Source organism: Streptomyces sp. DSM 116793, from assembly GCF_057320905.1.
The window spans coordinates 2,360,834-2,383,918 of sequence record NZ_CM170494.1; the positions used below are offsets into that span (position 1 = coordinate 2,360,834).

The 23,085-nt window shown below is 71.9% G+C and carries 21 protein-coding genes; 12 read left to right on the forward strand and 9 right to left on the reverse strand.

The annotated features are described in order from the left end of the window. Positions 1 to 61: 61 nt before the first annotated feature. Positions 62 to 1,486, reverse strand: coding sequence for a phenylacetate--CoA ligase family protein (locus tag ACSMXW_RS09725; RefSeq protein WP_485805255.1), 1,425 nt, complete (start codon positions 1,484 to 1,486; stop codon positions 62 to 64). A 489-nt stretch (positions 1,487 to 1,975) separates the two neighbouring features. On the opposite strand from ACSMXW_RS09725, the gene ACSMXW_RS09730 reads away from it, so the two are divergent. The 4 genes from ACSMXW_RS09730 to ACSMXW_RS09745 are packed head-to-tail and all read left to right on the forward strand — an operon-like array spanning position 1,976 to position 5,657. Then, entirely contained in the window at positions 1,976 to 3,091 is a 1,116-nt protein-coding gene (locus tag ACSMXW_RS09730; protein WP_485805257.1) for an ABC transporter ATP-binding protein, read from the forward strand. Further along, positions 3,088 to 3,864, forward strand: coding sequence for an ABC transporter permease (locus ACSMXW_RS09735; protein ID WP_485805259.1), 777 nt, complete (start codon positions 3,088 to 3,090; stop codon positions 3,862 to 3,864). The genes ACSMXW_RS09730 and ACSMXW_RS09735 overlap by 4 nt, the downstream gene beginning before the upstream one ends. After that, positions 3,851 to 4,639, forward strand: a complete 789-nt coding sequence (locus ACSMXW_RS09740; protein WP_485805261.1) for an ABC transporter permease — start codon at positions 3,851 to 3,853, stop codon at positions 4,637 to 4,639. The genes ACSMXW_RS09735 and ACSMXW_RS09740 overlap by 14 nt, the downstream gene beginning before the upstream one ends. Before the next feature lie 55 nt (positions 4,640 to 4,694). Continuing rightward, a complete protein-coding gene (locus ACSMXW_RS09745) occupies positions 4,695 to 5,657 on the forward strand; it encodes a JmjC domain-containing protein (protein ID WP_485805262.1) in 963 nt (320 codons plus the stop codon). A 497-nt stretch (positions 5,658 to 6,154) separates the two neighbouring features. On the opposite strand, the gene ACSMXW_RS09750 is transcribed toward ACSMXW_RS09745, so the two are convergent. The 8 genes from ACSMXW_RS09750 to ACSMXW_RS09785 form a co-directional block, all read right to left on the reverse strand. Then, a complete protein-coding gene (locus tag ACSMXW_RS09750; RefSeq protein WP_485805264.1) occupies positions 6,155 to 8,740 on the reverse strand; it encodes a helix-turn-helix transcriptional regulator in 2,586 nt (861 codons plus the stop codon). 72 nt (positions 8,741 to 8,812) lie between these two features. Further along, on the reverse strand, positions 8,813 to 9,616 hold the full coding sequence (locus ACSMXW_RS09755) for a hypothetical protein (protein ID WP_485805266.1): 804 nt from the start codon (positions 9,614 to 9,616) through the stop codon (positions 8,813 to 8,815). Then, entirely contained in the window at positions 9,609 to 10,394 is a 786-nt protein-coding gene (locus tag ACSMXW_RS09760) for an ABC transporter permease (RefSeq protein ID WP_485805268.1), read from the reverse strand. The genes ACSMXW_RS09755 and ACSMXW_RS09760 overlap by 8 nt, the downstream gene beginning before the upstream one ends. Continuing rightward, the gene (locus ACSMXW_RS09765; RefSeq protein ID WP_485805270.1) at positions 10,391 to 11,335 is read right to left on the reverse strand and encodes an ABC transporter ATP-binding protein; all 945 of its coding nucleotides are present in this window, start codon (positions 11,333 to 11,335) and stop codon (positions 10,391 to 10,393) included. The genes ACSMXW_RS09760 and ACSMXW_RS09765 overlap by 4 nt, the downstream gene beginning before the upstream one ends. A 1-nt stretch (position 11,336) precedes the next feature. Then, positions 11,337 to 12,410, reverse strand: a complete 1,074-nt coding sequence (locus ACSMXW_RS09770; RefSeq protein ID WP_485805271.1) for a nucleotidyltransferase family protein — start codon at positions 12,408 to 12,410, stop codon at positions 11,337 to 11,339. Further along, entirely contained in the window at positions 12,410 to 13,045 is a 636-nt protein-coding gene (locus tag ACSMXW_RS09775; RefSeq protein WP_485805273.1) for a histidine phosphatase family protein, read from the reverse strand. The genes ACSMXW_RS09770 and ACSMXW_RS09775 overlap by 1 nt, the downstream gene beginning before the upstream one ends. Position 13,046: 1 nt before the next feature. Further along, positions 13,047 to 13,859, reverse strand: a complete 813-nt coding sequence (locus ACSMXW_RS09780) for a hypothetical protein (protein WP_485805275.1) — start codon at positions 13,857 to 13,859, stop codon at positions 13,047 to 13,049. Then, positions 13,856 to 15,040 carry a M16 family metallopeptidase gene (locus ACSMXW_RS09785; RefSeq protein ID WP_485805276.1) on the reverse strand — a complete coding sequence of 395 codons (1,185 nt, stop codon included), beginning with the start codon at positions 15,038 to 15,040 and terminating at the stop codon, positions 13,856 to 13,858. The genes ACSMXW_RS09780 and ACSMXW_RS09785 overlap by 4 nt, the downstream gene beginning before the upstream one ends. A gap of 337 nt (positions 15,041 to 15,377) precedes the next feature. On the opposite strand from ACSMXW_RS09785, the gene ACSMXW_RS09790 reads away from it, so the two are divergent. Genes ACSMXW_RS09790 through ACSMXW_RS09825 form a run of 8 tightly spaced genes read left to right on the forward strand, consistent with a single transcriptional unit; the run spans position 15,378 to position 22,821 of the window. Continuing rightward, positions 15,378 to 16,280 carry a class I SAM-dependent methyltransferase gene (locus ACSMXW_RS09790; protein WP_485805277.1) on the forward strand — a complete coding sequence of 301 codons (903 nt, stop codon included), beginning with the start codon at positions 15,378 to 15,380 and terminating at the stop codon, positions 16,278 to 16,280. Continuing rightward, a complete protein-coding gene (locus ACSMXW_RS09795; protein WP_485805278.1) occupies positions 16,277 to 16,765 on the forward strand; it encodes an NUDIX hydrolase in 489 nt (162 codons plus the stop codon). The genes ACSMXW_RS09790 and ACSMXW_RS09795 overlap by 4 nt, the downstream gene beginning before the upstream one ends. Further along, positions 16,752 to 17,789 (forward strand): phosphotransferase, encoded by a 1,038-nt coding sequence (locus ACSMXW_RS09800; protein ID WP_485805280.1) that lies wholly within the window; start codon positions 16,752 to 16,754, stop codon positions 17,787 to 17,789. The genes ACSMXW_RS09795 and ACSMXW_RS09800 overlap by 14 nt, the downstream gene beginning before the upstream one ends. Further along, positions 17,786 to 18,682 carry a P-loop NTPase gene (locus ACSMXW_RS09805; RefSeq protein ID WP_485805281.1) on the forward strand — a complete coding sequence of 299 codons (897 nt, stop codon included), beginning with the start codon at positions 17,786 to 17,788 and terminating at the stop codon, positions 18,680 to 18,682. The genes ACSMXW_RS09800 and ACSMXW_RS09805 overlap by 4 nt, the downstream gene beginning before the upstream one ends. Beyond that, positions 18,679 to 19,698 carry an asparagine synthetase A gene (locus ACSMXW_RS09810; RefSeq protein ID WP_485805283.1) on the forward strand — a complete coding sequence of 340 codons (1,020 nt, stop codon included), beginning with the start codon at positions 18,679 to 18,681 and terminating at the stop codon, positions 19,696 to 19,698. The genes ACSMXW_RS09805 and ACSMXW_RS09810 overlap by 4 nt, the downstream gene beginning before the upstream one ends. Continuing rightward, positions 19,689 to 20,780, forward strand: a complete 1,092-nt coding sequence (locus ACSMXW_RS09815) for an LD-carboxypeptidase (RefSeq protein WP_485805285.1) — start codon at positions 19,689 to 19,691, stop codon at positions 20,778 to 20,780. The genes ACSMXW_RS09810 and ACSMXW_RS09815 overlap by 10 nt, the downstream gene beginning before the upstream one ends. Continuing rightward, positions 20,777 to 21,691: a hypothetical protein gene (locus tag ACSMXW_RS09820; protein ID WP_485805286.1), complete on the forward strand. Its 915-nt coding sequence runs from the start codon at positions 20,777 to 20,779 to the stop codon at positions 21,689 to 21,691. The genes ACSMXW_RS09815 and ACSMXW_RS09820 overlap by 4 nt, the downstream gene beginning before the upstream one ends. Positions 21,692 to 21,702: 11 nt before the next feature. Further along, complete coding sequence (locus ACSMXW_RS09825) at positions 21,703 to 22,821, forward strand: hypothetical protein (RefSeq protein ID WP_485805287.1); 1,119 nt, start codon at positions 21,703 to 21,705, stop codon at positions 22,819 to 22,821. The last annotated feature ends 264 nt before the right edge of the window (positions 22,822 to 23,085 follow it).

Genomic DNA, 23,085 nt, shown 5'->3' on the forward strand with positions numbered 1-23,085 from the left:
GCGGATCCCCGGGCGGATGCCCGGGAGTCCTGGGGTGTGCCTGGGGCACACGGGTGGGGGCTCAGCGCAGTGCGAAGCCGGGCACGGAGGCTCGGTCGGCCGTGAGGCGGACCTCCAGCGTGCAGAGGCCGTCGGCGACGAGCCGGGCGAGTTCGGGGGACGACGCGGTGGCGGCCGCGGCTGTCCGTTCGGTGAGCACCCGGGCCGCGTCCGGTAGGAGGGCGGGTGAGAAGCCCACCGCCACGCGCAGTACCAACCTGCTCGGCTGCCCGGCCCCGCCCGGTTCCAGGTCGCAGGAGGCCAGCGGGGCGGCACCCGCGCTCTGGCTCCATGCGGGGATCCGGCTGGCCAGGGGCACCCGGCTGATCTCGGGGATCTGCTCGAGCGCCTCCCGCAGGGGGTAGGCCCTGAAGGCCGGCAGGTGTTCGCCGCGGTGCACCAGCGTGGGGGTGCGGGCCTTCCTGCCGATGAGGGCGATGGAGATCTCACCGGGATCACACGGCGACTCGCGTCGTTCGACGAGGTCCCCGGTGTCGTAGCGGATGAAGGGCTGGCACTGGGAGAAGGGGTGGAGCTCCGTCAGGACCAGCCGTCCCACGCCCTCGCGCACCGGCGTGTCGTCGGCGAGGGACAGGACCTCGGGAATGACGTGTGCGTCGAAGTGGAAGAGGTCGCAGGTGGCGCACAGTGTCGCACCGCCTATCACCTCCGACATGCTGTAGCGGTGGACCACCTGGCCGGATGGGGCGAGAGCGGAGCGGATGGCCCTGCTCTGTGCGCGGGAGAGGTAGTCCGCGACGCTGGTCACCCGGCGTATCCGGTCGGGTTCCAGCGACCCGTCCTGTACGACGGCGGTGGCCAGCAGCATCAGGTCGTCCGGCGGCCCGCTCACCTCGTAACGGCTGTCGGCGAGGCCCGGGAAGAGCCGGGGTGACGTGAGGAGGCCCACGGACCGGGCGACTTCCGCTTCGGTCAGGACGCTCAGTGACATGTGCCGCTGCGCTCCGTCCACCGCGCCGAGGGTGCCCCCGTGATGCCGGGCGGTCAGTGTGGTGAAGTGGATGACGGGCTGGCCCGGCCTGCCCAGCATCTTCTGTGCCTTGCGGCTCAGTTCGGCCCGGAACTCGCCGAAGGCCGCTATCTCCTGGGCGCTGCGGTATCTGCGCACGGGGTTTCCCGTGGTGGTACCGGTGCTGTGGATGAGCACATCGGGCGAGCTGTCCGGGTGGAGCATCTCCTCGGTGTGGGCCTGGAGATCGGTGCGGGTGAGGACCGGGAGGCCTGCCAGCTCGGCGACGGTGGCGGGGTGCTCCGGCCTGCCGGCCCAGCGCTCGCGGTAGTAGGCGATCTGTGCGGCGTGTTCGATGGTGCGGGGCAGCAGCTTGTCACGCAGGGCCGTCTTGCGCCCATGAGTGCGGACGCCGTCCGTTTCCCGGCCGACCCGGCCGGGGGCCGACGCGTTGCCGGTGCCGGTCAATGTGTCCATGATCGTGATCTCCCTCCCTTTCACAGTGCGGCGAGATGGCCCGTCCGACGGTGTCGTCTGCGGCACACGACGGTGTGGGCCTGCCTGCGCCGCACCCGCCACCACCTGAGGTGTGTGGTGGAGGAGCGGCCGCCCCGCTTCCGGTCGTCCGTGGGGCGATGTCCATAAGCTTGCGGGGCCGGGCACCCCACGGGCATCTGCCGGACGACCAGTCACCCTCGACAGGGGTGCTGGAACGGGCAGCGGTCGCGGGAAAGCGGGCGGGGGCAGGCCGGAGGGCGGCCGCGGCGCCCTCCGGCGGGGGCCGCGCGCATCAGCAGAAGCATCTGTCATATGACGGCCGGGCATGACCCGGAAGCCGGAACGGCCACCGGGTGAGGCCACCACGGCCGCTCCCCGCACGGGCCCGGTCGGCCGACAGATGCACCCTGGCGAACACGGCTCACATAGTGGTGGGAGGCCCTGTCAGGCGCCCCTTCTTCCTCCGACATGACGAGGTCCACCGTGGAACCAACAACCCGGCAGGCGACGCTGCCGCCCCATGACGACCGGGGGCACGGCGGTGCCCGCACCTCGCTCGCGGCCGCTCACCCTCCCCCATGGGAACAGCAGGCGGTCCAGGCCGGCACCGGCCGGCCGGGCCCCGAGGTACTCCGTGTCACGGACGTCGCCCGCTCGTTCCGGGGCAAGGGCACGACCGTCAACGCGCTCAACGGGGTGAGTCTGTCCGTCGCCGCGGGCGAGCTCGTCGGCCTCCTCGGCCTCAACGGGGCCGGGAAGACGACGCTGTTGAAGATCGTGTCCACCCTGCTGCTGCCGACGTCCGGCAGCGTGCAGGTCTGCGGCCACGACGTGACGCGCGAGCATCGCGAGGCCCGACGGCGGCTGTCGCTCGTACTCGGCGGCGACCGCGGCCTGTACCTGCGTCTTTCCGCGCGGGACAACCTGGAGTTCTTCGCGATGCTCACCGGGCTACGCCGGCGCGAGCTGTCCCGGCGAGCCACCCAGGCCCTGGAGTTCGTCCATCTTGATCACGTCGCGGACACGCCGGTGGAAACCTTCTCCCGCGGTATGCGGCAGAGGCTGCACCTGGCCATCGGCATGGTCACCCGGCCGGAACTGCTGCTGCTCGACGAACCGACGGTGGGGCTGGACCCCGTCGAGGCGCAGAACATCAGGGAGGCGGTGGCCGCCATGCGCGCCGAGGGCACGGCGATCGTGCTGACCAGCCACTACTTGCACGACATCGAGCAGTTGGCCGAGCGGGTGGTCGTCCTCTACCAGGGACGGGTCCTGCACGACCTGCCGCTGCCCCGGCTGCTGGAGCGGGCGAAGACCGCGGCAGTCGTGACGATCGCCGGCCGGGGGCGGGCGCCGCTGCGGCCGGCGGAGGTCGCGGGCGCGCCCGCCCGTGTGCAGCGGCTGGAGCAGCACGAGAGCGGATGGACGATGGTGCTCCAGCTGGACTCCTGGACGCCCGCATCGCTGCGTGCGCTGGCGGACGCCTGGCCCGACCAGCAGATCCGGGACGTCCGGGTCGCCCCGTCGGGCCTGGAGCAGATCTTCTTCGACCTCGCGGACGGCACGGAGGCGAAGGCGTCATGACCTGGCTGCGGAATGTGTCACTGACACCGGTACTCGCCGCCTCCCGGATCCAGCTGCGCGGTACCGCCTGGCTTTCCGTGCTGATCGGAGCCGCGGTCCAGCCGGCCACCTATGTGAGCATCACGCTGGCCGCACAGGGGTCGTCCTCGTTCGACCGGCAGGAGATCGTCCTGGGCAGCGGACTGCTGGGCGTGTGGACGGTCACGCTCTGGCAGGCCGGCATGGTGCTGCGCCGGGAGTTCTGGTCGGGCACCCTGCCCGCGATCTGCTCACGGTCGGCCGGTCTGGGGCCCGTCCTGCTGGGTAAGACACTCGCGGCCGTCGGCCTCTCGGTCACGGTGACCGCCGTCTCCGTCGCGGCGGTGGCCGCGGTGGAACGGCAGCCCCTGACGGTCGCCCAGCCCGCGCTCTTCGCCGCCGCCCTCGTCGCGGGGTTCGCCGCGACCTTGCCGCTGGGCCTGCTGATCTCCTGCCTCTTCCTGCTGACCAGGTCCGCGATCCGGATCGCGGAGACACTCGTCTACCCGGTCTTCATCCTGGGCGGGCTGCTCATCCCGATGAGCGGACTGCCCTCCTGGCTGCGTCCGTTCTCCGGCCTGCTCAGTCTGCACTGGGCGCAGGAACTGCTGACCGGGGCAGCCGCGGGGCATGTCGCGGCCCGCGGCTGGGCCGGCCTGCTCATCACCGGAGCCGTGTACACGGCCGGGGCCCGCCTCGCCTTCCGGCGGGTGCTGCACCGAGCGCGACAGGAGGGAAGCCTTGAGATCTTCTGATGTGGTGCCCGCCCTGTTGCACACGGTCCGCACCGGCGCCCGGGAGTATCTGGTCGAGTACCCTCCGCGCGTCCTCATCGGCGCCGTCGCGCCTCGCGTGCTCCTCCAGGTGGTCTTCCTGACCTTGCTGGGCAGAGCCGCCGGCGGCGCAGACGGCGCCCTCACCGCCGGAATCGGCGCCTGTGCCTTCAGCATCGTCTCGGCGACGGTCGTCAAGGCCCCGGACGTGCTCATCAACGAGCGGCTCCAGGGAACGCTGTACCGGATGCGCCTGACGGAGCTGCCGATGCCGGGACTGGTGATCGCCCGTTGGGTTGTCTACGGCGTCGAGGGAATCGCCTCGGCGACGATTGCCCTCCCGCTGGTCGCGCTGCTCACCGGTGAACCGCGCCTGCTGCGTGTGCTGCCCGCCGTGCTGCCCCTGTTCGCCCTGGTCACGCTGACGACGAGCGGTTTCGGTCTGGCCGTGGCCGTACTCGCCGTGGGCCGGCGCGCGGATGTCTTCCTCACCAACCTGGCGTCCTACCTGGTGCTGGCCCTCGGCGGTGTGCTCGTACCGCTGTCGGCGGGGACGCCGCGGGCGGACGTCGGGGCGCTCCTGCCGCTGTCCCACGGCGCGGCGGCGCTGCGCTCCCTGGTGGAGTCCGGCCGGCCCGCGGCGTCCGAGGTCTTCGCGGAGCTCCTGGTGGGGCTCGGCTGGTGGGCGCTCGCGCTCGCCGGGCTGCGGATCCAGGCAGTGCGTTCCCGCCGGCACGGCAGCGACTTCCTCATGTAGGACGGCGCCCGCCGTCCCCCTCACCCGTTCACGAAGAATCCGAGGAGATCCACGCATGTCCACCCGCACACTGTCCGCCCTGGTCGGCGACGTGGCCGCATTCGAAACGGTCCACTGGCGACGTACGCCCGCGGTGTTCCAGCCCCCGACGGCCTTCCGGCCGCCGCTGACCCTGGCCGACGTCGATGACGTGCTCGCCTTCGGGGCACTGCAGTCGGCGTACGTCGAAATGGCCCGCACCGACAAGATCATCCCGCCGGAGTCGTACTGCAGCCCTCGTCGCGTCAACCAGTCGCTCCACCACGGCTTCGCGGACGGCGACAAGATCCGCGGCCTCCTCCGGGCGGGCAGCACGCTGCTGTTGCGCTGCGTGGACCAGTGGCACGCCCCGACGGCGGCCCTGACAGCCTCGCTGGCGGCCGAGTTGGGCCGCAAGGTGGACGCGTTCTTCTTCGTCACGCCACCCGGCCGCCAGGGTCTACGCATTCACCGGGACGACGCCGACGTCTTCGTCCTCCAGCTGAACGGCAGCAAGAACTGGCGGGTGCACGGCGGCCCGGCCGACGCCGACTGGGCTCCGGGGCCGACGGAACAGGAGGGTCCGGCACTGCTGTCCACCACGCTCCACGCCGGCGAGGTCCTCTACATCCCCAGGGGGTACGCGCACTACGCCACGGGGGACGCCGGCCTGTCGGCCCACCTGTCGCTCACGGTCAGGGAGGTCGGGGGTGTCCACCTGTACAAGGCCCTGCAGCAGGCGCTGCTGGAGGGGTACCACATCAGCGCGCGGCCGGTCGACGACACAGCGCTCCTCGCGCAGGCCGACGGCCTGATCGCGCACCTGACGGACCGCCTGGCGGCCCTCTCCCCGCAGGACATCGTCGCCATGGCCCGGACAGAGATGCTGGCCGACGTGACGCGGCACGCCAGTCCCGGGCTGAGTGAGCTGGCCGAGTCCCTGAACGGTACGGCCACGCCCGGGCCGGCCGCCGGGCTCCCGGTCCCGGAGGCGGTCTGACGAACCCGGCCCGCGCTGTTCGACGTGGCGGTCGGCGGGCCGCCTGGGCCGCCGGGATCCCCCGGGTCCCGCACCGGTGCCCGCGTTCCGAGGGCGACCCCGGGCGCGGGCACCAGGCCTATTCCGCGTGTGCGCACGAAGCCGTTGCACGAGTGGCGGCGGGCCCGGGCCACCGCCCGCCGCCTCCGCGGCAGGGGTCGGCGCCCGCTGCCGGCCCATCCGCGGCGCGCCGCTGAGGCGGTGCACACAGCAGGGGGCAGGGGTGGGAGGTGGTGCGCGCCGAGGGCGCGGGCGCCACGGGGAGACGAGGCCGTCGCAGCCCGGTGTGCGCCCGCGTCGGACCAGCCGTGCGCGACGCGCGGTGTTCGCGGGGTCCTCGCCCGGCTCCGGGGCTCGAAGGCCAGGGGGCCGTTTCCAGGCCTCTGACCCGGGACGTCGGTGGCGATCCGTCGGATTCCCTCCCGTGAGGTGACCGGGGGCCACCGTGGGCACGGGGCTCAGGAGCGGATCAGCTCGTGCAGCTGGTGCCGGGAGGTGACTCCCAGCTTGGGGAAGATCTTGTGCAGGTGGTAGCCGACGGTACGCGGGCTCAGGTAGAGCTGGGCTGCTATCTCGCTGTTGCGCAGCCCCTTGGCCGCGTACGTCGCGATCTGCAGTTCCTGCGGTGTGAGGGCGGACGTGGCGCAGCCGGATTCCTCCACCTCGTCAGGCTGATCCCGCACTCCCGCGGCGCGGAGTTCGCTGCGGGCCTGCTCGGTCCAGGGTGCGGCGTCCAGCGACTCCATCTGGCTCACGACCAGATGCAGCTGCTCGCGGGCCTGGATGACGCGGCGCTGCCGACGGAGCCAGTTCCCGTACAGCAACCGCGTCCGTCCCTGTTCGAAGGGTGAGCAGGCGGTGGCGGCGAGGGCCCGCTCGTAGGCGGGTTCGGCTTCGTCGCCGGTGACGAGCAGCGCGGCGGCCCGGCTGAGGCCCGCGGTGTGCCGGTCGTCGCCTGCGCTGCCCGCCACCGCCATCTCGAACCTCGACATCGCCTCCCGGGCCTGCTCCTCGCGCCCCGTGCGCAGGGCCACCTCGATCAGGTCCGGGTAGACGAGCAGTGCGATGGTGCCGTGCGCCGAGGGCGATCCCGGGGTGACGACTTCGGTGAAGAGGTGGAACGCCTCCTGTGCCCGGGACCCGGCCAGTGCGCTCAGTCCCCGGGCCCACTGGGTGAGGGCCCTGGTCGACGGTGGTGGGGCGGCGTCGCCGGCGGCGAGGGCGGCCGCGGCGTGATCCCGGTGCGCGGTGGTCCGGCCCCGCACAGCGGCCACCCAGGCGAGCAGGGCGTGGAAGCGGCCCGCGAGGGAGGTCTGGCCGGTCCGTCCGCACAGGGCGAGCCCCTGCGAGCAGTGGGTCTCGGCGTCCGACCACTGCCCCGTCAGCATCTCGCCGGCGGCGAGCTCGTACAAGGCGCCGGGCAGGCTGGCGAGGGCGCCGCCGCTCTGCAGCAGTTCCACGTGTCGCCGGTGGTGGGGCACGTCGGGCACGGTGAGGCCCATCAGGTACGGCCGCGGGCCGGGCAGCCAGCGCCACGGCACCCGGTCGTCGTCCGGTGCGGGCGCCGCACCCTGTCCCGGCGTCGTCAGGAGACTCCCTATCTCGCCCGCGGCCCAGGCGGAACGGGCGCCCAGCGCCGTCATGCGCTCAGCCAGCTCGGGGTCGGTGGAGCGGACCTTCGCGGCCAAGGCGCCCAGGGCCGGGCCGCCGGTGCCGTGGCGGGCCAGGGCGCGCAGATAGCCGAGCCGGGCACGCTCCTGGGGGGTCTTCGCCAGGGCGTCGGCCTGGTCGATGAGCGTTGCGGCCTGTGCGGTGTCGGACGCGGCCCAGGCCGATGCGGCTGCGTCGGTCAGGCAGCGCATGCGCAGTCCGGGGCTGGCCGCAAGCTCCGCCGCACGGCGCAGGAGGCCCGCCGCGGCCGCCGCGGTGCCCGTTGGGTTGTTCCCGGCCAGCGCCACCATCGCTTCGGCGACCGACTCGTCCGCGCCCAGGGTGGCGTCCGCGAGGTGCTGGATCCGGTGGGCGCTGCCGTCGTCCTTGACACGTGCGAGGCTCAGGTGGGCGGCACGCCGCTCGCTCATGGTGGCGCTGTGGTAGACGGCGGAACGGACGAGGGGATGGTGGAAGCGCACCTGATAGTGGTCCATGTGCACGATGCCCGCGGCCGCGGCGGCCCCGAGCGCGGCGGTGACCGCGTCGTGGTCACCGCCGGCGCCGAGGATCGCCGAGAGCTCTCCTCCGTGAGCGGCCGCGGCGAGCAGGAGGTACCGGCTGAGCTCCGCGGCGTCGGGGAGGAAGGCGCTCCTGAGCCGTTCACTGAGCGGGAGCAGGCGCGGCAGGGGGTCGGAGCCGTCCAGGTGCCGCGGGGTCAGGGCGCCGGGCAGTTCCAGGAGGGCCAGCGGGTTGCCCTGGGCCTCGGACAGCAGCCGGGTGCGCACGCTCTCGGTGGCCCGTGGGGCGGTGTGCCCGAGGAGGGCCGTGGCCCAGTCACCGTCCAGTGGTGCCAGCCGCATGTCGGCGACCTGGGGGGCGGCGAAGCCGGGTGTCCGGTCGCGGGCGGCGAAGAGTATGCCCACGTTCCGGACCCCTGCCAGCCGGCGTGCGGCGAAGGTCAGCGCGTCCGCGGAGGCGGGGGCCAGCCGGTGTGCGTCCTCCACCACGAGCAGCAGGGGGGTGCGCGCCGCCGCGTTGGCCAGGAGCGTCAAGGTGCCCAGCGCCACGAGGAAGCGGTCGGTGGGGCCCCGGTCATATCCGAAGGCGGAGCGCAGCGCGGTCTCCTGGGGTTCGGGAAGATCCGGCAGGCCGGGGAGCAGCGGGCGCAGCGCCTGGTGGAGGGCGGCGAAGGGGAGGTTCGCCTCCTCGTGGACGCCCGCTGCGCGCAGGATCATGAGCTCCTGGTCCGCGCCGCGCAGGGCGACGTCGATCAGGGCGGTCTTGCCGATTCCGGCGGGGCCGCGCAGGACCAGTGCGTCGCTGCGGCCGGACCGGACCCCGGCTACCAGGCGTACCAGTTCGTCGTGTTCTCGCTCACGGCCAACCAGCATGGGGGTGTTCCTCTCTGAGACAGGTCGAGGCCCGGCTGGGAGTGCTCGCCGGGCCCCGGACACCGGGTCCTGTCAGCCCGTGGACGAGAGCTGACCCGTGCGGACCTGGCGGCGGACGGAGCCGACCACGGCGACGTGTGCCACGGCCAGCCAGCCGGCGCCCACCAGGCACTCGGCACCGAGGTGGAGAAAGAAGGCCGGCGTCGTCGAAGCGCCGTCAACGGCGGCGCGCGCCGCCGGCAGGCCATTCGTGACCGGCAGGAGATGCAGCAGGGTGCCGAGCACTCCGCCCGGCACCGCGCCGTTGACTCCGGTGCCCGACAGCAGGGCGATGGTCACCGTGCTGGTGACGAAGGTCCGGGCTTCGGGCCAGCGGATGCTCAGTCCGCTCAACGCGACGGCCATCGCATACGTGGAGCAGGCCAGGATCACCTGGCTCAGGACGATGAGGGCGATGGTGCCGTGCTGGACGTCGAGGCCGAGGATCACGGAGACCAGGCCGAGGGTGACCAAGGACGTGAGCAGTCCGTCGAGCAGCCAGTACAGTCCCCTGGAGACAATGACGACGAGGGGATCGGTCGGGGACAGAAGCAGCAGGTGGAGGGTGCCCAGCCGGCGTTCCAGCGAGGTCGAGGCGACGACGCCCAGGGTGCCCAGCGGGGCCAGGACAAGGGCGTTGCCGATGGCCATGAAGCGTTCGTCGGCGACGCTGCCGACGAGACGCCCGAGCATGGCGAAGAAGAGCACCTGGGCGACGAGCCGGGAGAGCCAGCCCAGCAGCCAGGTGCGCCAGGTGAACAGGCGCCGGTAGTCCTCGAAACTGCTGAGCACCCCGATACGCACCACGTCGAGCCAGGAGAGCAGCGCGTCAGCCATGCAGCGCCACCTCTCCTCGTCGAAGCCGCTGCACGACCCGGTGCAGCACCAGTGTTCCGGCCACTGCCTGGACCACGATCAGGACGGCGGCCGTGCCCAGGTCCGTCCAACCGTCCGCGGTTCCCGCGGCGGCGGCCCGCAGCCCCTTGACCGCCCAGGTCAGGAAGAACAGGTCGGAGACCTGCCGGATCCCCGCCGGGAGTCGGGAGTGCGGCAGGACCAGGCCGGCCAGCAGGTAGAACGGATAGGTCACGGCGTTCTGCAGGGTGCGGGCGCCCTTGACCAGCAGCAGGAGCGCACCGAGGAGCAGCGCGGCGGCCGCGCAGCCCGCCAGGCAGGCCAGCACGGCCACGCCGAACTGCCAGGGGCGGCGAATGACCAGGAGGGTGCCGTGCGTCAGCCAGCCGATCGCGGCGACCTCCGCCATCACCGGCGCGGCGGCCAGGGTGACCGTGAAGATCCGGACGACGAGGGAGGCCAGGTAGCCGCCCGGGGCGGTCAGGTTGATCTCCAGTGTGCCGGCGAAGCGTTCCTCGTCGATCAGGTGGGAGGCGGTGAACATCGCGTGGCCCCACGCGGCCATGACGAAGGCGGTCAGTGCGAGGCTGGTCAGCAGCGTGCTGGAGGGATGACGGTGCACCACCGCCCCGACCAGGACGACCACGTAGAAGGGGTTGATGAGCAGCGGGGCCAGGGAGCCGGGGCGGCGCAGCAGCAGGCGCGTCTGCATCCGCAGGGAGGGGCCGGTCACCGCGGCCACGTCGGCGGCGGTGCTCACAGTGAGAACTCCCGGTCGGCGATGAGGGTGCGGTAGACGTCGTTCAGGCCCGGACTGTGCGTACTGATGCCGCGCGCCTTGTGTGCGGCGAGGGCGGCGAGCACGGGTGCGACGGCCTCCGCCCGCATGACGGTGACCGTCAGGCCGCCGGTGCCGTCGGTGGTGCACGACCCGATGCCGGGGAGCGCCTGGAGGCGCTCGGCGAGGCCGGGCACGGCATGCGTCGCGGTGATGGTCTGGACGGCGTCGAGGGCGAGCCCGAGACGGGCGGGACTGTCGGTGGCCAGGACGCGTCCGCGGTCGAGGAAGGCGACCCGGGTGCAGAGTTCCTCCGCCTCCGCCATGTCATGGGTGGTCAGCAGCACGGTCTTGCCGGCGGCTCGGAGGGCGCGCACGCGCTGCCGGAAGGCGGCGGCTGCGTTGGGGTCCATGCCGACCGTGGGTTCGTCGAGGATGAGCACCGGCGGGTCGGCGACCAGTGCCCGTCCCAGGTGCACGCGCTGGAGCATGCCGCGGGAGAAGGTCTCCACCGGCTCGTCGGCGCGGGAGGCCAGGCCCAGGTCGGACAGCAGCCACGCGATGCGGTCACGGGCGACGCGGCGCGGCACCCGGCACATCGCGGCCCAGTACTCCAGGTTGCGGCGCGCGGACAGCCGTCCGTACAGGCCTCTTTCGCCTCCCAGCATCAGTGCGACGCTGGCCCGTACAGCGCGCGGTTCGCGCACCACGTCGTGTCCGGCGACGACGACCTGCCCGGAGGTGGGCAGCAACAGGGTGCTCAGGATGCGCGACAGGGTGGTCTTCCCGGCGCCGTTGGGCCCCAGCAGTCCGAAGACCTCACCCGTGTCGATGCGGAGGTCCACGCCGTCGAGGGCGGTGTGGTCGGGCTGCCGGCGTCTGACGAACACCCGGCGCAGGTTGGCGATCTCTATGGCGGTCATGTCAGCCCCCCGTCGTGGGAGAGGCGGTACCCGCCGCGAGGGCGAGGCTCAGTTGCCGGGAGTCCGCCACGTCGCGGGCGTCCACCTCGGTCCCGCTCAGCATGAGGTAATCGCCGACGGGGGTGTGCATCAGTTCGCCGCCGGGTGCGGGGCCGCCCGTCCGCCGCTCGGTCCCGGGGCGGGGGCGGCGGTGCAGCAGCACACCGAAGCGGACGTTGGCCGCGGCGGTCCAGCGGCCGTCCTGCAGGCCCGGGGCCGTGGGTGCCCCGGCCTTGGCTCGGCACACCTGTTCCTGTTCGGCCAGGATGTCGAGGCAGGCGGGGACGGGGAGGGCGCGGCCGAGCACACGCGCGCTGTGCGCGAGGAGCTCGCGCAGTTCGGGGGCGACGTGGAAGGAGCGGATGGCGCTCAGCGCCTCGGGCTCGGTGAGGATACCGGGACGCGAGTGAAGGACGGCCGCGCAGTCCAGGGCACTCTTGACGGTGAAGGGCCCCTGACAGCGCTCCTCGACGACGGCGAAGAGCTGGGTGAGCTCCTGCGACGGCGGGCATGCCACGCGCAGCGGGATCCCCGCCTGGTCGCCGGCGTACGCGAACGTGCTCATCTCCACTTCGAGGTCGGTCTCCAGCAGGGGATCGTCGGAGGGCCAGCTGAGCCCGAGGAAGCAGTGTTCGGTTCCCTCGTGCCGGATGAGGGTGAACACCGAAGGGGTGGCCGGGTAGGCCTCCATCAGGGTCAGGGCCGCCGCCCAGAGCCGGCTCTCGGAGGAGAGCACGAGGTCGAGATCGCCGACCGGACGCAGCAGAGGCTGCGGGTACAGCGCGGCCAGGGCGGGCCCCTTCAACACGACCGGGTCTGCGCTGTCGCGCAGCAGGTCCAGCACGTCGGCGTAGGTGCGGGCGCGCAGGCGCTGCCGTTCGAGGACGAGCGCGGTGTGCGGGCCGGCCGGGTGTCCCTCGGCCAGCGCCACGCTCAGCACCAGGGGCGTCAGCGGGCCCTGGGAGCGGACCAGCCGGCGGACGGGTTCGTCGCGGTCCAGGCCGGCGGCGGCGTAGAGGTGGTCGAGATCGATCATCACACCCTGCCTTTCGACGAGAGAACGGTCAGGGGCATCGACAGGGAGTCCTCCAGGTGCCAGGTGTCGTTGACCGCGGCAACCGAGATGCTGTCGCCTTCGCGTCCGATCCGGGTGACGCCGGTGAGGTCGATCCGGAAGAGCGCACGCGGCGGACTGTCCAGCACGGCACAGAGCACTTCGTTGATGACGCCGCCGTGGGTGACCACCAGCGTCCGGGATCCCTCAGGGCAGGCGCGCAGGGCGTCGAGGACGCGGGTGCGGAAGCCACTGCGGGTCTCGCCCCCGGGCCACAGCCGCCATGTGCCGTCGCGCCAGTGGCGGTCATAGGCCTCCGCGTCCGCTTCCAGGGGCACGGGTGCCTCCAGGGTGCCCTTGAAGAACTCGGCCCAGGACGGGTTCTGTTCGCTGGTCAGCAGGCAGGCCGAGGCGATCTTCTCGGCGGTGGCGCGGGCGCGCAGGAGGTGGGAGCTGTACAAGTGGTCCCAGCTGAAGGCCGCGAGGCGGGCGGCCAGGGCCTCGGCCTGCTGCCGGCCCTCGTCGGACAGCGGCGGGTCCCAGCGACCGTCGGCGCAACGGCGTCGGTCGGTCTGTTCATAGGCGGCGTGGCGGATGAGGCATATTTCGGTGAGCATGTCAGTCTCCCGCGTCCTGGAGCGTCACCAGGGAGTAGTGGTGGGCGATGCGCCAGCCGCCCCGTCGCAGCCCGGCCAGGGTGCGCTCGGCGTGCCCGGGGTCGTCCACGACGTGGACGACGTTGCCCAGCAACGGCCTGCCGCGGCGCATGGCGTGGGACTGGGCCGCCGCGACCAGCCGTCGCGAGGCCTCGCGGTCGTCGAGGGGGCGTACGAGGACGTCCAGGAGCTCGGTGTACTCGACGCCGGTGGGGTCGTCGACGGTGTCCGAGAGCAGGGTCACGTGTCCCACGGTGCGGCCCTCGCGTTCGGCGACGTAGGTGACGCGTCCGGGGGTGTCCAGCACGGAGACGACGGCGGTGGCGACGGCGGCCGGGTCGGGATGCCGGCCGTGCTGGCGGGTGGCACGTTCGAAGGCCTCGGCGAGCATGGAGCCGACCGCGTCACGGTCGCCCGGCTGCGCTGCCCGGATCCGTACGGTGGCGGGCTGCGGGCCGTCCTCAGATCGGGGCACCGGTGGCCGGACCACGTACGTCACGTGCGGGACGAACGGCGGACCGAGCGGTGTCGCGGTGCGCACCAGTGCCTCCTGGCACCGGGGCCACCCCTCGCGCAGGAAGCGGTACAGGGTGACGGGGTCGCAGACGGCACCGCCGGCGTCCTCGCGCCCGGGTCCTGCGACGTGCTCCACCAGGCACTGCCGGCGGCCGGTCAGCGGATCGACGACGGTGTCGGCCACGACGGTGAGGCCGGCGTGGCGGTGCAGCAGACCGGCGTCCGCGGCGGCCTGGAGGTACTCCGGGCCGGCGGTCATGACCTCACCGTCACGGTCAGGGAGTCGATGACGTGGGCGGCCGCGGCGCACACGTCCTGGGGCGTCACCTTCTCCAGCGCCTCGCGCTCGGTCTCCGGGCACCAGGCATACTGCCCGACACCACTGCGCAGGACCGTGTCGACGGCCAGCTGCCAGGGGTCCTCGGCGTCGCGCTGGCACTGGCCCACGGCCTGCCGGACCGCGATGCGGTGCTCCCTGTCCGTGGGGCCCTGACGGGAGATCCGTTGCAGGAGTCCCTCGACGATGCCGACCGCCCGGGTGGCGTTGGGGCGCTCCACGCCCATGAGGACACGCCACGCGCCGGCGTCGGAGTAGTGGGAGGGCCACGCCTGGAAGGTGTAGGCGAGCTGGGCTCCGTCACGCAGTTCCCGGTAGAGGGCGGAGGCGGGGCTGGCACCGAGCAGGGAGCCCAGCACGGAGTACGCCGCCCGGCCGGGGTCGTGGGCCGGCACCGCCCGGCCGCCCACGGCGACCCAGACGAACTCCTCGTCGTCCTGCGGCACATGTGTTTCGGTCCTGCTCGCGGCAGGACGGGGTTCGGGTGGCCGGGGCGTGCGCGCGGTCCGCGCCGGGAGGAGGGCCTCGGGCGGGAGGGCGGCGCGTATCCGGTCGGGTTCGGCGCCGCCGACGACGGCGATGCAGTGCCGGGGCAGGCCCGCCGCCCGCAGCCGCTCGGCGTCGCGCAGACCGAAGCGCTCGATGTCCTCGGGTGCGCCGCCGACCGGTCTGCCCAGCGGGTGGCTTCCGAACAGGTCGGTGAGGAAGGCATCCTGCACGACATCGCTCGCGTCCGCCCGAGCGGTGGCGATCTCCTGGGCGACGACGCTCTTCTCCCGGGCGAGGTCGGCCTCGGCGATCTGCGGATGCGCCACGGACCGCCAGAGTTCCGAGGCGATGCGGGGCGCGTCCTCGTTGGCGACGCGCGCGTAGTACAGGGTCATCTCGTTGCCGGAACTCGCGTTGGCCGTGCCGCCGCGCTCCTCGACCAGGTCGGTCAGGGCAGCACCGCTGCCACGGGCGGACATCACGAGGTGTTCGAACAAGTGGGCCGCTCCGGCCTGCCCCGGCCCGTCGTCCCTGCTCCCGTGGGCCAGTCCCACACACACGGTGGTGGTCCGCAGCCAGGGACGGTGCGCTTCCAGGAGGGCATCGGCGGTCACGAGCGCGCATCCTTCTGCATTAGGGTCACGGACATCAGCCCTCCGTGTTTCGGGTCCGAATGAACAACAGGTTCGCGCGCCGTCACAGGCCCGGCGCGCGAACCTCTGTACCTAACCTCAGGCAGCCTTCTTCACGACGAGCTTGTTGATGCGCGGGCGAAGACCGGTGGCGTGGTTGCGAGTCATGGCTGACCTCCTTCCCTTACGGATAGCGGGCGCGAGAACGGCCCTGAACTGGGTTGAAGCCGAGACGTGTGGGCTGAAGAGCGTGCCTCCACCCCTCGACACGGAGAAAGCTAACCCGATTGTGACAAGGAGTCAATATCCTTTAGTCATATTGACTACGGCCATCTTCAGGGGGCACATTGTCCTCAACAAGTACAAGAAGAGATGGGGGAACGAGTTGCCCACCGAGATCCTTTCCTACTTCCATGGCAAGGCAGGTCGGTACGACGAGGTCGACCAGCAGGTCTACTGGCGGCTGTCCGACGAACTGCTGTGGAAGACCCTGACCACCACGTGCCTTGACAGGCTCCCGCCCGACTTCACGTTCCTCGACGCGGGCGGCGGCACGGGCCGCTGGACCCAACGGGTGCTGGATGCCTATCCCCGCGCCCGCGGCGTCCTGGTGGACCTGTCCCCCGACATGCTCGCGGTGGCCGAGGCGAAACGCACCGGCGACCGTCGCGAGCGGATGCAGCTCGTCGAGGGCGACCTCGGCGACCTCCCGCCGCAGGTACGCGAGATGAGGTTCGACGCCGTGTGGAACTTCCACAACGTCATCGGCTTCGTGCCCGATCCGGGTGCCGTGCTGCGCTCATTGGCCGGCCTGCTCTCCGAGCGCGGCAGCCTGGTCACCCTGGCCCCCAACCGCTACCACGGCGTGTACTTCAACCTGTCGGTCGGCCGGCTCGACGAGGCAGAACGGGCCGCCGAGACCGGCGTCTCCACGTTCACCGACGACATGCCGCCGCTGCGGCTGTTCTCCCCGGACGAGCTCATCGCCCTCTACACCGCGGCGGGGTGCACGGTCGACCTGCTCACCGGGTTTCCCAGCTCGGTCTACCCGTCGGTCCAGGAGACACAGCTGGACGGGTCGAGCCCCGGTGTGGCGCAGCTCCTGGGAGACCCGTCGGTCTTCGCGCGTGTCCTCGCCATCGAGGAACTGCTCACGCTACAGCCCGACATCGCCGCCCGGGGCAACAACATCTACCTGGCCGGGCGCCGGAAGTCCGCATGAGTACCCCGGCACCGCTGCACATCTGCAACGTGGAGGGGGCTCTGTGGCGCGGCGAACGCTGGCTCCTGATCCGCCGGGGCGCCGGTGAACGCCACTCGGCGGGCACCCTGGCGCTCGTCGGCGGAAAGGTGGAGCATGACGACGCACCCGGCCGCGTCCTGGAGAACGCCCTGCGGCGTGAGATCGCCGAAGAGGTCGGCCTCGACGCCGGCGACACCTTCACCTACGTGACCAGTGCCCGCTTCGGGCTCCAGGACGGCACCGATGTCGTCAACGTCGTCTTCTGCGCCCCGTGCCCCGACGGCTCGCCCGTCGCCCGGGATCCCGCGGAGGTCGCGGGCATCGAGTGGCTGACGGCGGACCAGGTGGCGCTGTCCGACGCACCCCCTTGGACCAAGGAGTACGTGAGCCTGGCCGAGGCCGTCCGCCGCCGGCATGCTGCCGACGGTGCGGCAGCGGGAGGGGCAGGCCATGCCGGTCCGTGAGAAACCCCTGTTCAAGGACTTCCTCAATCTCGACGACCGGGTGCTCGGCCTCGTGGCCGAGCGCTATGCGCTCCCCGAGGCCGACTGCTTCCTGCCCGTCCTCCTCGACGGCGACCGCTGCTCACTGCTCGACGTCCGCTCGGACACCTCCAAGAAGGCCATGGTGGAGGCCGGTTCGGAGCGGTACTTCCTCAAACAGATCCCCTGGTACTGCGACAGCCCCGAACAGATCTCGGTGTCCACCAGGATCCAGGAGGCACTACGGCGCGCAGGTGTGCCGGTGGCGCGTCTGCGGCCCACCCGGGACGGCAAGCTGTGGACCTCGTTCGCGGGAGAGAGCTTCGTCCTCTTCGACCACGTGGACGGCGTGCGGTACCGTTCGGCTCCCGGCCAGGACGCGTCCGCCGCCCGGGTCCTCGCCCGGCTGCACGGGGCGGCGGTCACCGTCGAGGGCGCCGCGTCGGAGGACGTGTTCACCCTCGCCGCCGATCACATCGCCTTGCTGCGCTCGGTGCTCCCGGACGCGGAGCAGGCAGCGTCCGTCCTCGAGGGGCTGCTTACCGCGGCCAAGGAGCAGGCACGGTGGGCCGGGTTCGCCTTCCTGCCTGTCACCGCCGTACACGGGGACTTCAACCCCTGGAACCTGCTGTTCACCTCGGACCACCAGGTAGCCGCGGTCGTCGACTTCGACAACTGCGACGTCGGGTCCCGGCTGCACGACGTCGCGGAGGCGCTGCTGACGTTCTGCGTCCTGCGCTACGCCGGCGACACCACCAACTTCGCCTCCGAACAGGCCGAGTCGGTCGACTGGGCGGCCATGCGTGCGTTCCTCGCTCACTACGAGGAGGTCCTGCCGCTCTCGGCCGAGGAACGCGGCTGCCTGCCGTCCGCTCTCGGTGCCGTCTGGATCGAGCTGACCTGCCTCGGACTGCTCCGCCGCGACTTCTCCCACCAGCGTCTCGGCGCGCACGTACGCATCTTCCACGCACTGACCCGTGGCCCGGGTGACGAGGAGAGCCGATGAAGCGACTACTGCCCGGGGTCCGCGTCGTCATGGTGTGCGGCGGAAAGGGCGGTGTCGGCAAGTCGACCGTGGCCGCCAACCTCGCGACCTCGCTCGCGGCCCGCGGTGTCCGCACCGGGTTGCTCGACGCCGACATCCAGGGGCCGAGCCTGCCCGTCCTGTTCGGCATCCGAGAACGGCCCCGCGTGCACGAGGGACGCATCCGTCCGGTGGTACGCCAGGGAGTACGGCTGATGTCGACCGGACTACTGGCCGACGCCTCCCACGCGCTCGCCTGGAAGGGTCCGCTGCTGCGCGGCGCGGTCCGGCAGATGCTGCGCGACGTGGCCTGGGGGGACGTGTCGACGCTGGTCATCGACACCCCTCCGGGCACGGGCGAGATCCACATGGCGCTGGCCCACCTGCTGGACATCGACGCGGCCGTTGTCGTCACCACTCCGCAGCAGATGGCGCTGGAGGACACCCGACGGTGCGTCACCATGCTGGCCCGGCTCGGTATCGCCGTTCCGGCGGTCGTGCAGAACATGGCGTACTTCACCTGCCCCTGCTGTAACGCACGCACCGAACCCTTCCCCAACGCCGGCCGGACCCGCACGCTGCTCTCCGAGGCCGGCTACCCGCACGCCCGGATCATCGAGCTGCCGCTGCTGCCCGAGATCACCGCCGGAGCCGAGCACGGCGTGCCCTCCGCCCTCGCCGCCGCCGGTCCGGCCGCCCCCGCAGACGGCGCGTTCGCCACGCTTGTCGGCCTCCTGCACGACAAGCGCCCCGCGCCCGCACCGCACGCCCCTCGGACGCCTGTCTGCTCCATCCCCGTTCCCCCGCAGGTACGCGGCGGGAACCACTCCGGCCCACGCCGGGGCCCCCTCCTACAGGAAGGCAGTGCCTCATGAGCACCGTCATCGAACCGCTCACGCACACACCGGACTCACGCACCGCGCCCCGCGACCTGGAGTCCACGCTGAACAGCCGGTGGTTCCGGCTGATCGCGCGGATCAACGCGGAACTGGTCAACGCGAGCGGTGACTTCTACCGGCAGCGGGAGATCTCACCGGTGCTGATGCCGATCACCGTCAACTCCGTCTCCAGCCCCATGGGACTCGGTAGCGACAGTCTGCCCGTGCGGGTCGACCTGTTCGGCGAGCCCACCTACCTGGCCGACTCGATGCAGTTCCAGCTGGAGTTCATGCTGCGGATGGGTCTGCGGGGCGCCTACTACATCATGCCGACGTTCCGCGGCGAGGACCCCGACAGCAGCCACCTCAACCAGTTCTTCCACTCCGAGGCCGAAGTACCCGGCGGGCTGGACGAGGTCATGCGGCTGGTCGAAGGCTATGTCACCACACTGTGCGCACGGCTCCTGGCCTCACCGGTGGCGGACGAGATCGGCGGGGTGACCGGCGGTCTCGACCACGTGAGCGACATCGCCGGCCGCGAAAGCTTCCCGGAGGTGACCTTCGAGGAGGCCTGCACCCTTCTTCCCCCCGACGAGGTGGAAGACCGCGGCACCGGCCTGCGCACCATCACGAGAGCCGGTGAACAGCGGCTCATAGATCACTTCGGCGGCGTCGTATGGCTGACCAGGATGCCCAGCCGGACAGTGCCGTTCTACCAGGCCACCGACCCGGACGGCACGGCACGCTGCGCGGACCTGCTGCTCGGCCTGGGGGAGGTCGTCGGGTGCGGCGAGAGGCACACCACCCGCGCGGCCGCCGAGCAGGCACTCACCGAGCACGAGGTGGATCCCGCGCAGTACGAGTGGTACCTGCGGATGAAGGAACTGGCCCCCCTGCGCAGCGCTGGATTCGGCCTCGGTCTGGAGCGGTTCCTGGCCTGGCTGCTGCGCCACCACGACATCCGCGACATGCACCTCATGCCCCGGCTCAAAGGCGAGCCGACGTGGATGTGACGGCGCTCCCGCACCCGCTCCCGCACCCGCACCCGCACCCGCACGGGACCATCCCGCCACCGCTGCGGCACGGGGACGAGATCGCCGTCGTCTCGCTGTCCGGTCCGCTGGCGGCCCGGTGCCCGCGGCGCCTGGGCCGGGCGGCCGGCGACCTCCTCCGGCACGGTCTGCGCGTGCGGGTCGACCCCACCACACGGCTCGGCACCGGGCGCACCGCCGGCCCCCCCGACGTCCGGGCGGCCGCGTTCACGCGAGCCGTGCTGGACCCGGACGTACGCGTGGTGATGTCGGCGGTGGGGGGCGAGGGCGCCCGGGACATCCTCCCGTACCTGGACGCCTCGCTGCTGGCCACGTCGCCCACCGCGGTGGTCGGCTACAGCGACACCACCTCACTGTTGCTCTGGCTCTACCACCACTTGGGCTGGAGAACCTACTACGGTCCCGCCGCCCTGCCCCAGCTCGGTGAATGCGGCGGAACGATGGAATTCACCTGGAACAGCCTGTGGAACGTGCTGTCCCGGAGGAACACCACCGACGCGCTGCCCTGGACCGACGACGTCGTCGTGGAGACCCTGCTGTGGGACGCACAGGACGACCGGCCGCGGACGGCGGAAGCCCGCGCACCCCGCAGGGTGCGGCGCCCCGGCCGGGCCACCGGTCCCCTGGTGGCCGCGAACATCACCGTGCTCGCCGACGACCTGCGCCGCGGGCTGCACACCGGTATCCGCTGGAGCGGGCACGTGGTCTGCCTTGAGGAGTCCGACACCGTCTCCGCCGACGAACTGGACCAGGCGGTCTCGGTACTGGCCGACAGCGCCCTGCTCGACGGTGCCGCGGCCCTCCTCGTGGGCCGCTTCGCCCAGGACCACCGGGGCCAGTGGGCACCGGGGCTGAGCCATCGCCTGCTCCAGCCCCTTTCACGGCGCTGCTCGGGACCGGTGGTGACCGACTTCGAGTTCGGCCACACCGATCCCGTTCTCACCCTGCCGATCGGCGCGGTCATGACCGTGCACGCGCCCCGGCCCGGACGAGGCCGTCCCGAACTCCGCCCGGAGCCGGCCGCCGAGAGGCCCGGCCGATGACCTGGCCGGCCGACCTGGCGGAGTGGGTCAGTGGACGACTGGGGACCGACGGCACCGCACATGCCGTCCTGCTGTCGGCTACCAACAGCCGGGTATGGCGGGTCAGCGACGCACAGGGGCGCGGTTTCGTCGTGAAACACCTGACGGACGCCTCCAGCATGCCCGAAGCGGAGCGCACCGTGCGCGGACTCCTGTCCCGACAAGGCAGCAGCCGCGTCCGGCCGGTGCTGGCCCTCCGGCGCAATCGCGACGGCACGCACTACGTACTCGCCGAGCACATCGAGGGTCCCCTGCTCGCGGACGTGATCGGCTCGGCGGAGACCGTCACACCGTGGGCGGAACAGCTGTCGGACCTGCTTCAGCAGACCGGCGCCATCACCGTGTCCGGCTTCGGCAAGCTCTCCGGCGACCTGCACGCCCCGTGGCCGACCTGGTCGTCCTTCCTGCTCGACTACACACGCGAACAGCGGCTCAAGGCCCCCGCCCTGGCCGCCGCTCGGTACGCCGCCCTCCACTCCCTGCTCATCGGCGCCGCACCGCTGCTCGACGCCACCACACCCGTTCCCCGTCTGGTGGCCGCCGACATCAACAACCGCAACTTCGTCATCGGGCCCCAGGGACTGACGAACGTGAACCTTCCCGTCCTGTGGGGCGGAGACCCCACGGCCGCCTACGGCCAGGCCCTGGTCCACTGGTCCGCCACGAAGGGCGAACAGACACTCCTCAGCCGCAGCGGCGCCCCCGACTGGCTGCTGCACCTCTACGCGGCCTTCCACGCCTACGTCATCCTCGCGTACGCCGAACGCCACAGCCCCGAACCACTTCACGCAGTCACGCCCTGGGGCCGCGGGACACCCCTGCTCGACCTCCTCGACCGGCACCTCGCCAGTGCCCGCCTCCCTCACCGGTGAAAGGCACTCCCATGACCACACCCGTCCACACACCCGAGCACACCTACACCGTCGCCTCACCCGGCAGTGCCCAACAGGTCGACCTCGTCTGCGACGAAGCCACGCGTGCCGCCCTCCTCCCCCTCATGGCGCCGTTCCTGACCCTCCGGTCGGCAGACGGCGTCCCCGGCCCCCGACGCCGTCCGCGCCCCCGGGTGCTGGCACTCACCGCGCCCCCCGACGGCCCGGGCTGGCAGCGCGTGACCTACACCTCCCGTTACGAGCCCGACCGTGTCCTGTTCACGCAGGACACCACCCTCACCGTCGCGGTCTGCGCCCCCGCCTCTCCCTGGCGCACGCAACAGCTACTGAGGTGCGTCCGAAACCTCCTGCGCTGGGAACACTTCGCGGACGGAGAACTCTTCCTCCACGCCGGACTCGTCACCGTGGGCGGCCACGGCATCGCCTTCGCCGGCCGGAAGCGCTCGGGCAAGACCTCCAGCATCATCAGCGCGCTGCTCCACGCCGGAGCGGACTTCGTCTCCAACGACGACCTCGTGATCACCGATACCGGCGCCCGCGGAGGGCTACGCGGCCTCGGCTTCCCCCGAAGCATCAACGTACGAACGGACTCCCTCCTGGCACTGGCCACCGGGCGCCCCGAGCTGAACAGACTCCTCACACACGTCACCCACCCCGCGAACGCCTTCCCCGGCGAGCACCACACGCACGAGCCACAGCTGCCCTGGCTGCCCGGCACGACAGTGCCTCCCCGCACGTGGGTCCGCTGTCACGAACTCGCCCTCACCACCGGCCGGAACCTCATCCCCACCGCGCCCCTCACCGCGGTGGTCTTCCCCACCTTCCACGACACCACGACCCCCACTGTCACACGGCTCTCCCCCGGTCAGGCCGCGCGGCTCCTCGCCGACAACACCGAAGACGCGGCCCTCACCTATGACCCCTTCCTCGCGGACTGGTACCCCGCCACCAACTCGCTCCGCAGGACACACATCACCGACCAACTCCTGCGAACCGTCCCCTGCTACCAGCTCGTCCAGAACATGCACGATCTCCCCAATGCCACCACTACTCTCATCAGAACCCTCAAGGAACAAACGATCTCCGACGCATATCACCACCACTCCTGACACACGTCACCTCACCGGTACCGCCACCATGGACCCGGCCCCTTGGCGCCGGCGCCCGCCGGGCGGACGGCCCGGCGCACAAGCCCAGGACCGCCTGCCGAAGCGAGCGGGACGGCGGGCACCGACGATCGCCCCCTCCCCCGTCGGCCCCGCCCCGGCTCCGGGAGCCCCGCGGCCTGCGGCTACGCTGTGCCCCACCACAGCTCGTCACCGGATGCCGTCACGCGCCCTCCGCCTCGCGACGCGCCGGCCTGGACGGCCGTG

What these genes read in the sequence shown, in the direction of transcription:
- ACSMXW_RS09725 (WP_485805255.1), bottom strand. Translation starts at nt 1,486, where the DNA reads ATGGACACATTGACCGGCACCGGCAACGCGTCGGCCCCCGGCCGGGTC.
- ACSMXW_RS09730 (WP_485805257.1), top strand. Translation starts at nt 1,976, where the DNA reads ATGACGAGGTCCACCGTGGAACCAACAACCCGGCAGGCGACGCTGCCG.
- ACSMXW_RS09735 (WP_485805259.1), top strand. Translation starts at nt 3,088, where the DNA reads ATGACCTGGCTGCGGAATGTGTCACTGACACCGGTACTCGCCGCCTCC.
- ACSMXW_RS09745 (WP_485805262.1), top strand. Translation starts at nt 4,695, where the DNA reads ATGTCCACCCGCACACTGTCCGCCCTGGTCGGCGACGTGGCCGCATTC.
- ACSMXW_RS09750 (WP_485805264.1), bottom strand. Translation starts at nt 8,740, where the DNA reads ATGCTGGTTGGCCGTGAGCGAGAACACGACGAACTGGTACGCCTGGTA.
- ACSMXW_RS09755 (WP_485805266.1), bottom strand. Translation starts at nt 9,616, where the DNA reads ATGGCTGACGCGCTGCTCTCCTGGCTCGACGTGGTGCGTATCGGGGTG.
- ACSMXW_RS09765 (WP_485805270.1), bottom strand. Translation starts at nt 11,335, where the DNA reads ATGACCGCCATAGAGATCGCCAACCTGCGCCGGGTGTTCGTCAGACGC.
- ACSMXW_RS09770 (WP_485805271.1), bottom strand. Translation starts at nt 12,410, where the DNA reads ATGATCGATCTCGACCACCTCTACGCCGCCGCCGGCCTGGACCGCGAC.
- ACSMXW_RS09775 (WP_485805273.1), bottom strand. Translation starts at nt 13,045, where the DNA reads ATGCTCACCGAAATATGCCTCATCCGCCACGCCGCCTATGAACAGACC.
- ACSMXW_RS09780 (WP_485805275.1), bottom strand. Translation starts at nt 13,859, where the DNA reads ATGACCGCCGGCCCGGAGTACCTCCAGGCCGCCGCGGACGCCGGTCTG.
- ACSMXW_RS09795 (WP_485805278.1), top strand. Translation starts at nt 16,277, where the DNA reads ATGAGTACCCCGGCACCGCTGCACATCTGCAACGTGGAGGGGGCTCTG.
- ACSMXW_RS09800 (WP_485805280.1), top strand. Translation starts at nt 16,752, where the DNA reads ATGCCGGTCCGTGAGAAACCCCTGTTCAAGGACTTCCTCAATCTCGAC.
- ACSMXW_RS09805 (WP_485805281.1), top strand. Translation starts at nt 17,786, where the DNA reads ATGAAGCGACTACTGCCCGGGGTCCGCGTCGTCATGGTGTGCGGCGGA.
- ACSMXW_RS09810 (WP_485805283.1), top strand. Translation starts at nt 18,679, where the DNA reads ATGAGCACCGTCATCGAACCGCTCACGCACACACCGGACTCACGCACC.
- ACSMXW_RS09820 (WP_485805286.1), top strand. Translation starts at nt 20,777, where the DNA reads ATGACCTGGCCGGCCGACCTGGCGGAGTGGGTCAGTGGACGACTGGGG.
- ACSMXW_RS09825 (WP_485805287.1), top strand. Translation starts at nt 21,703, where the DNA reads ATGACCACACCCGTCCACACACCCGAGCACACCTACACCGTCGCCTCA.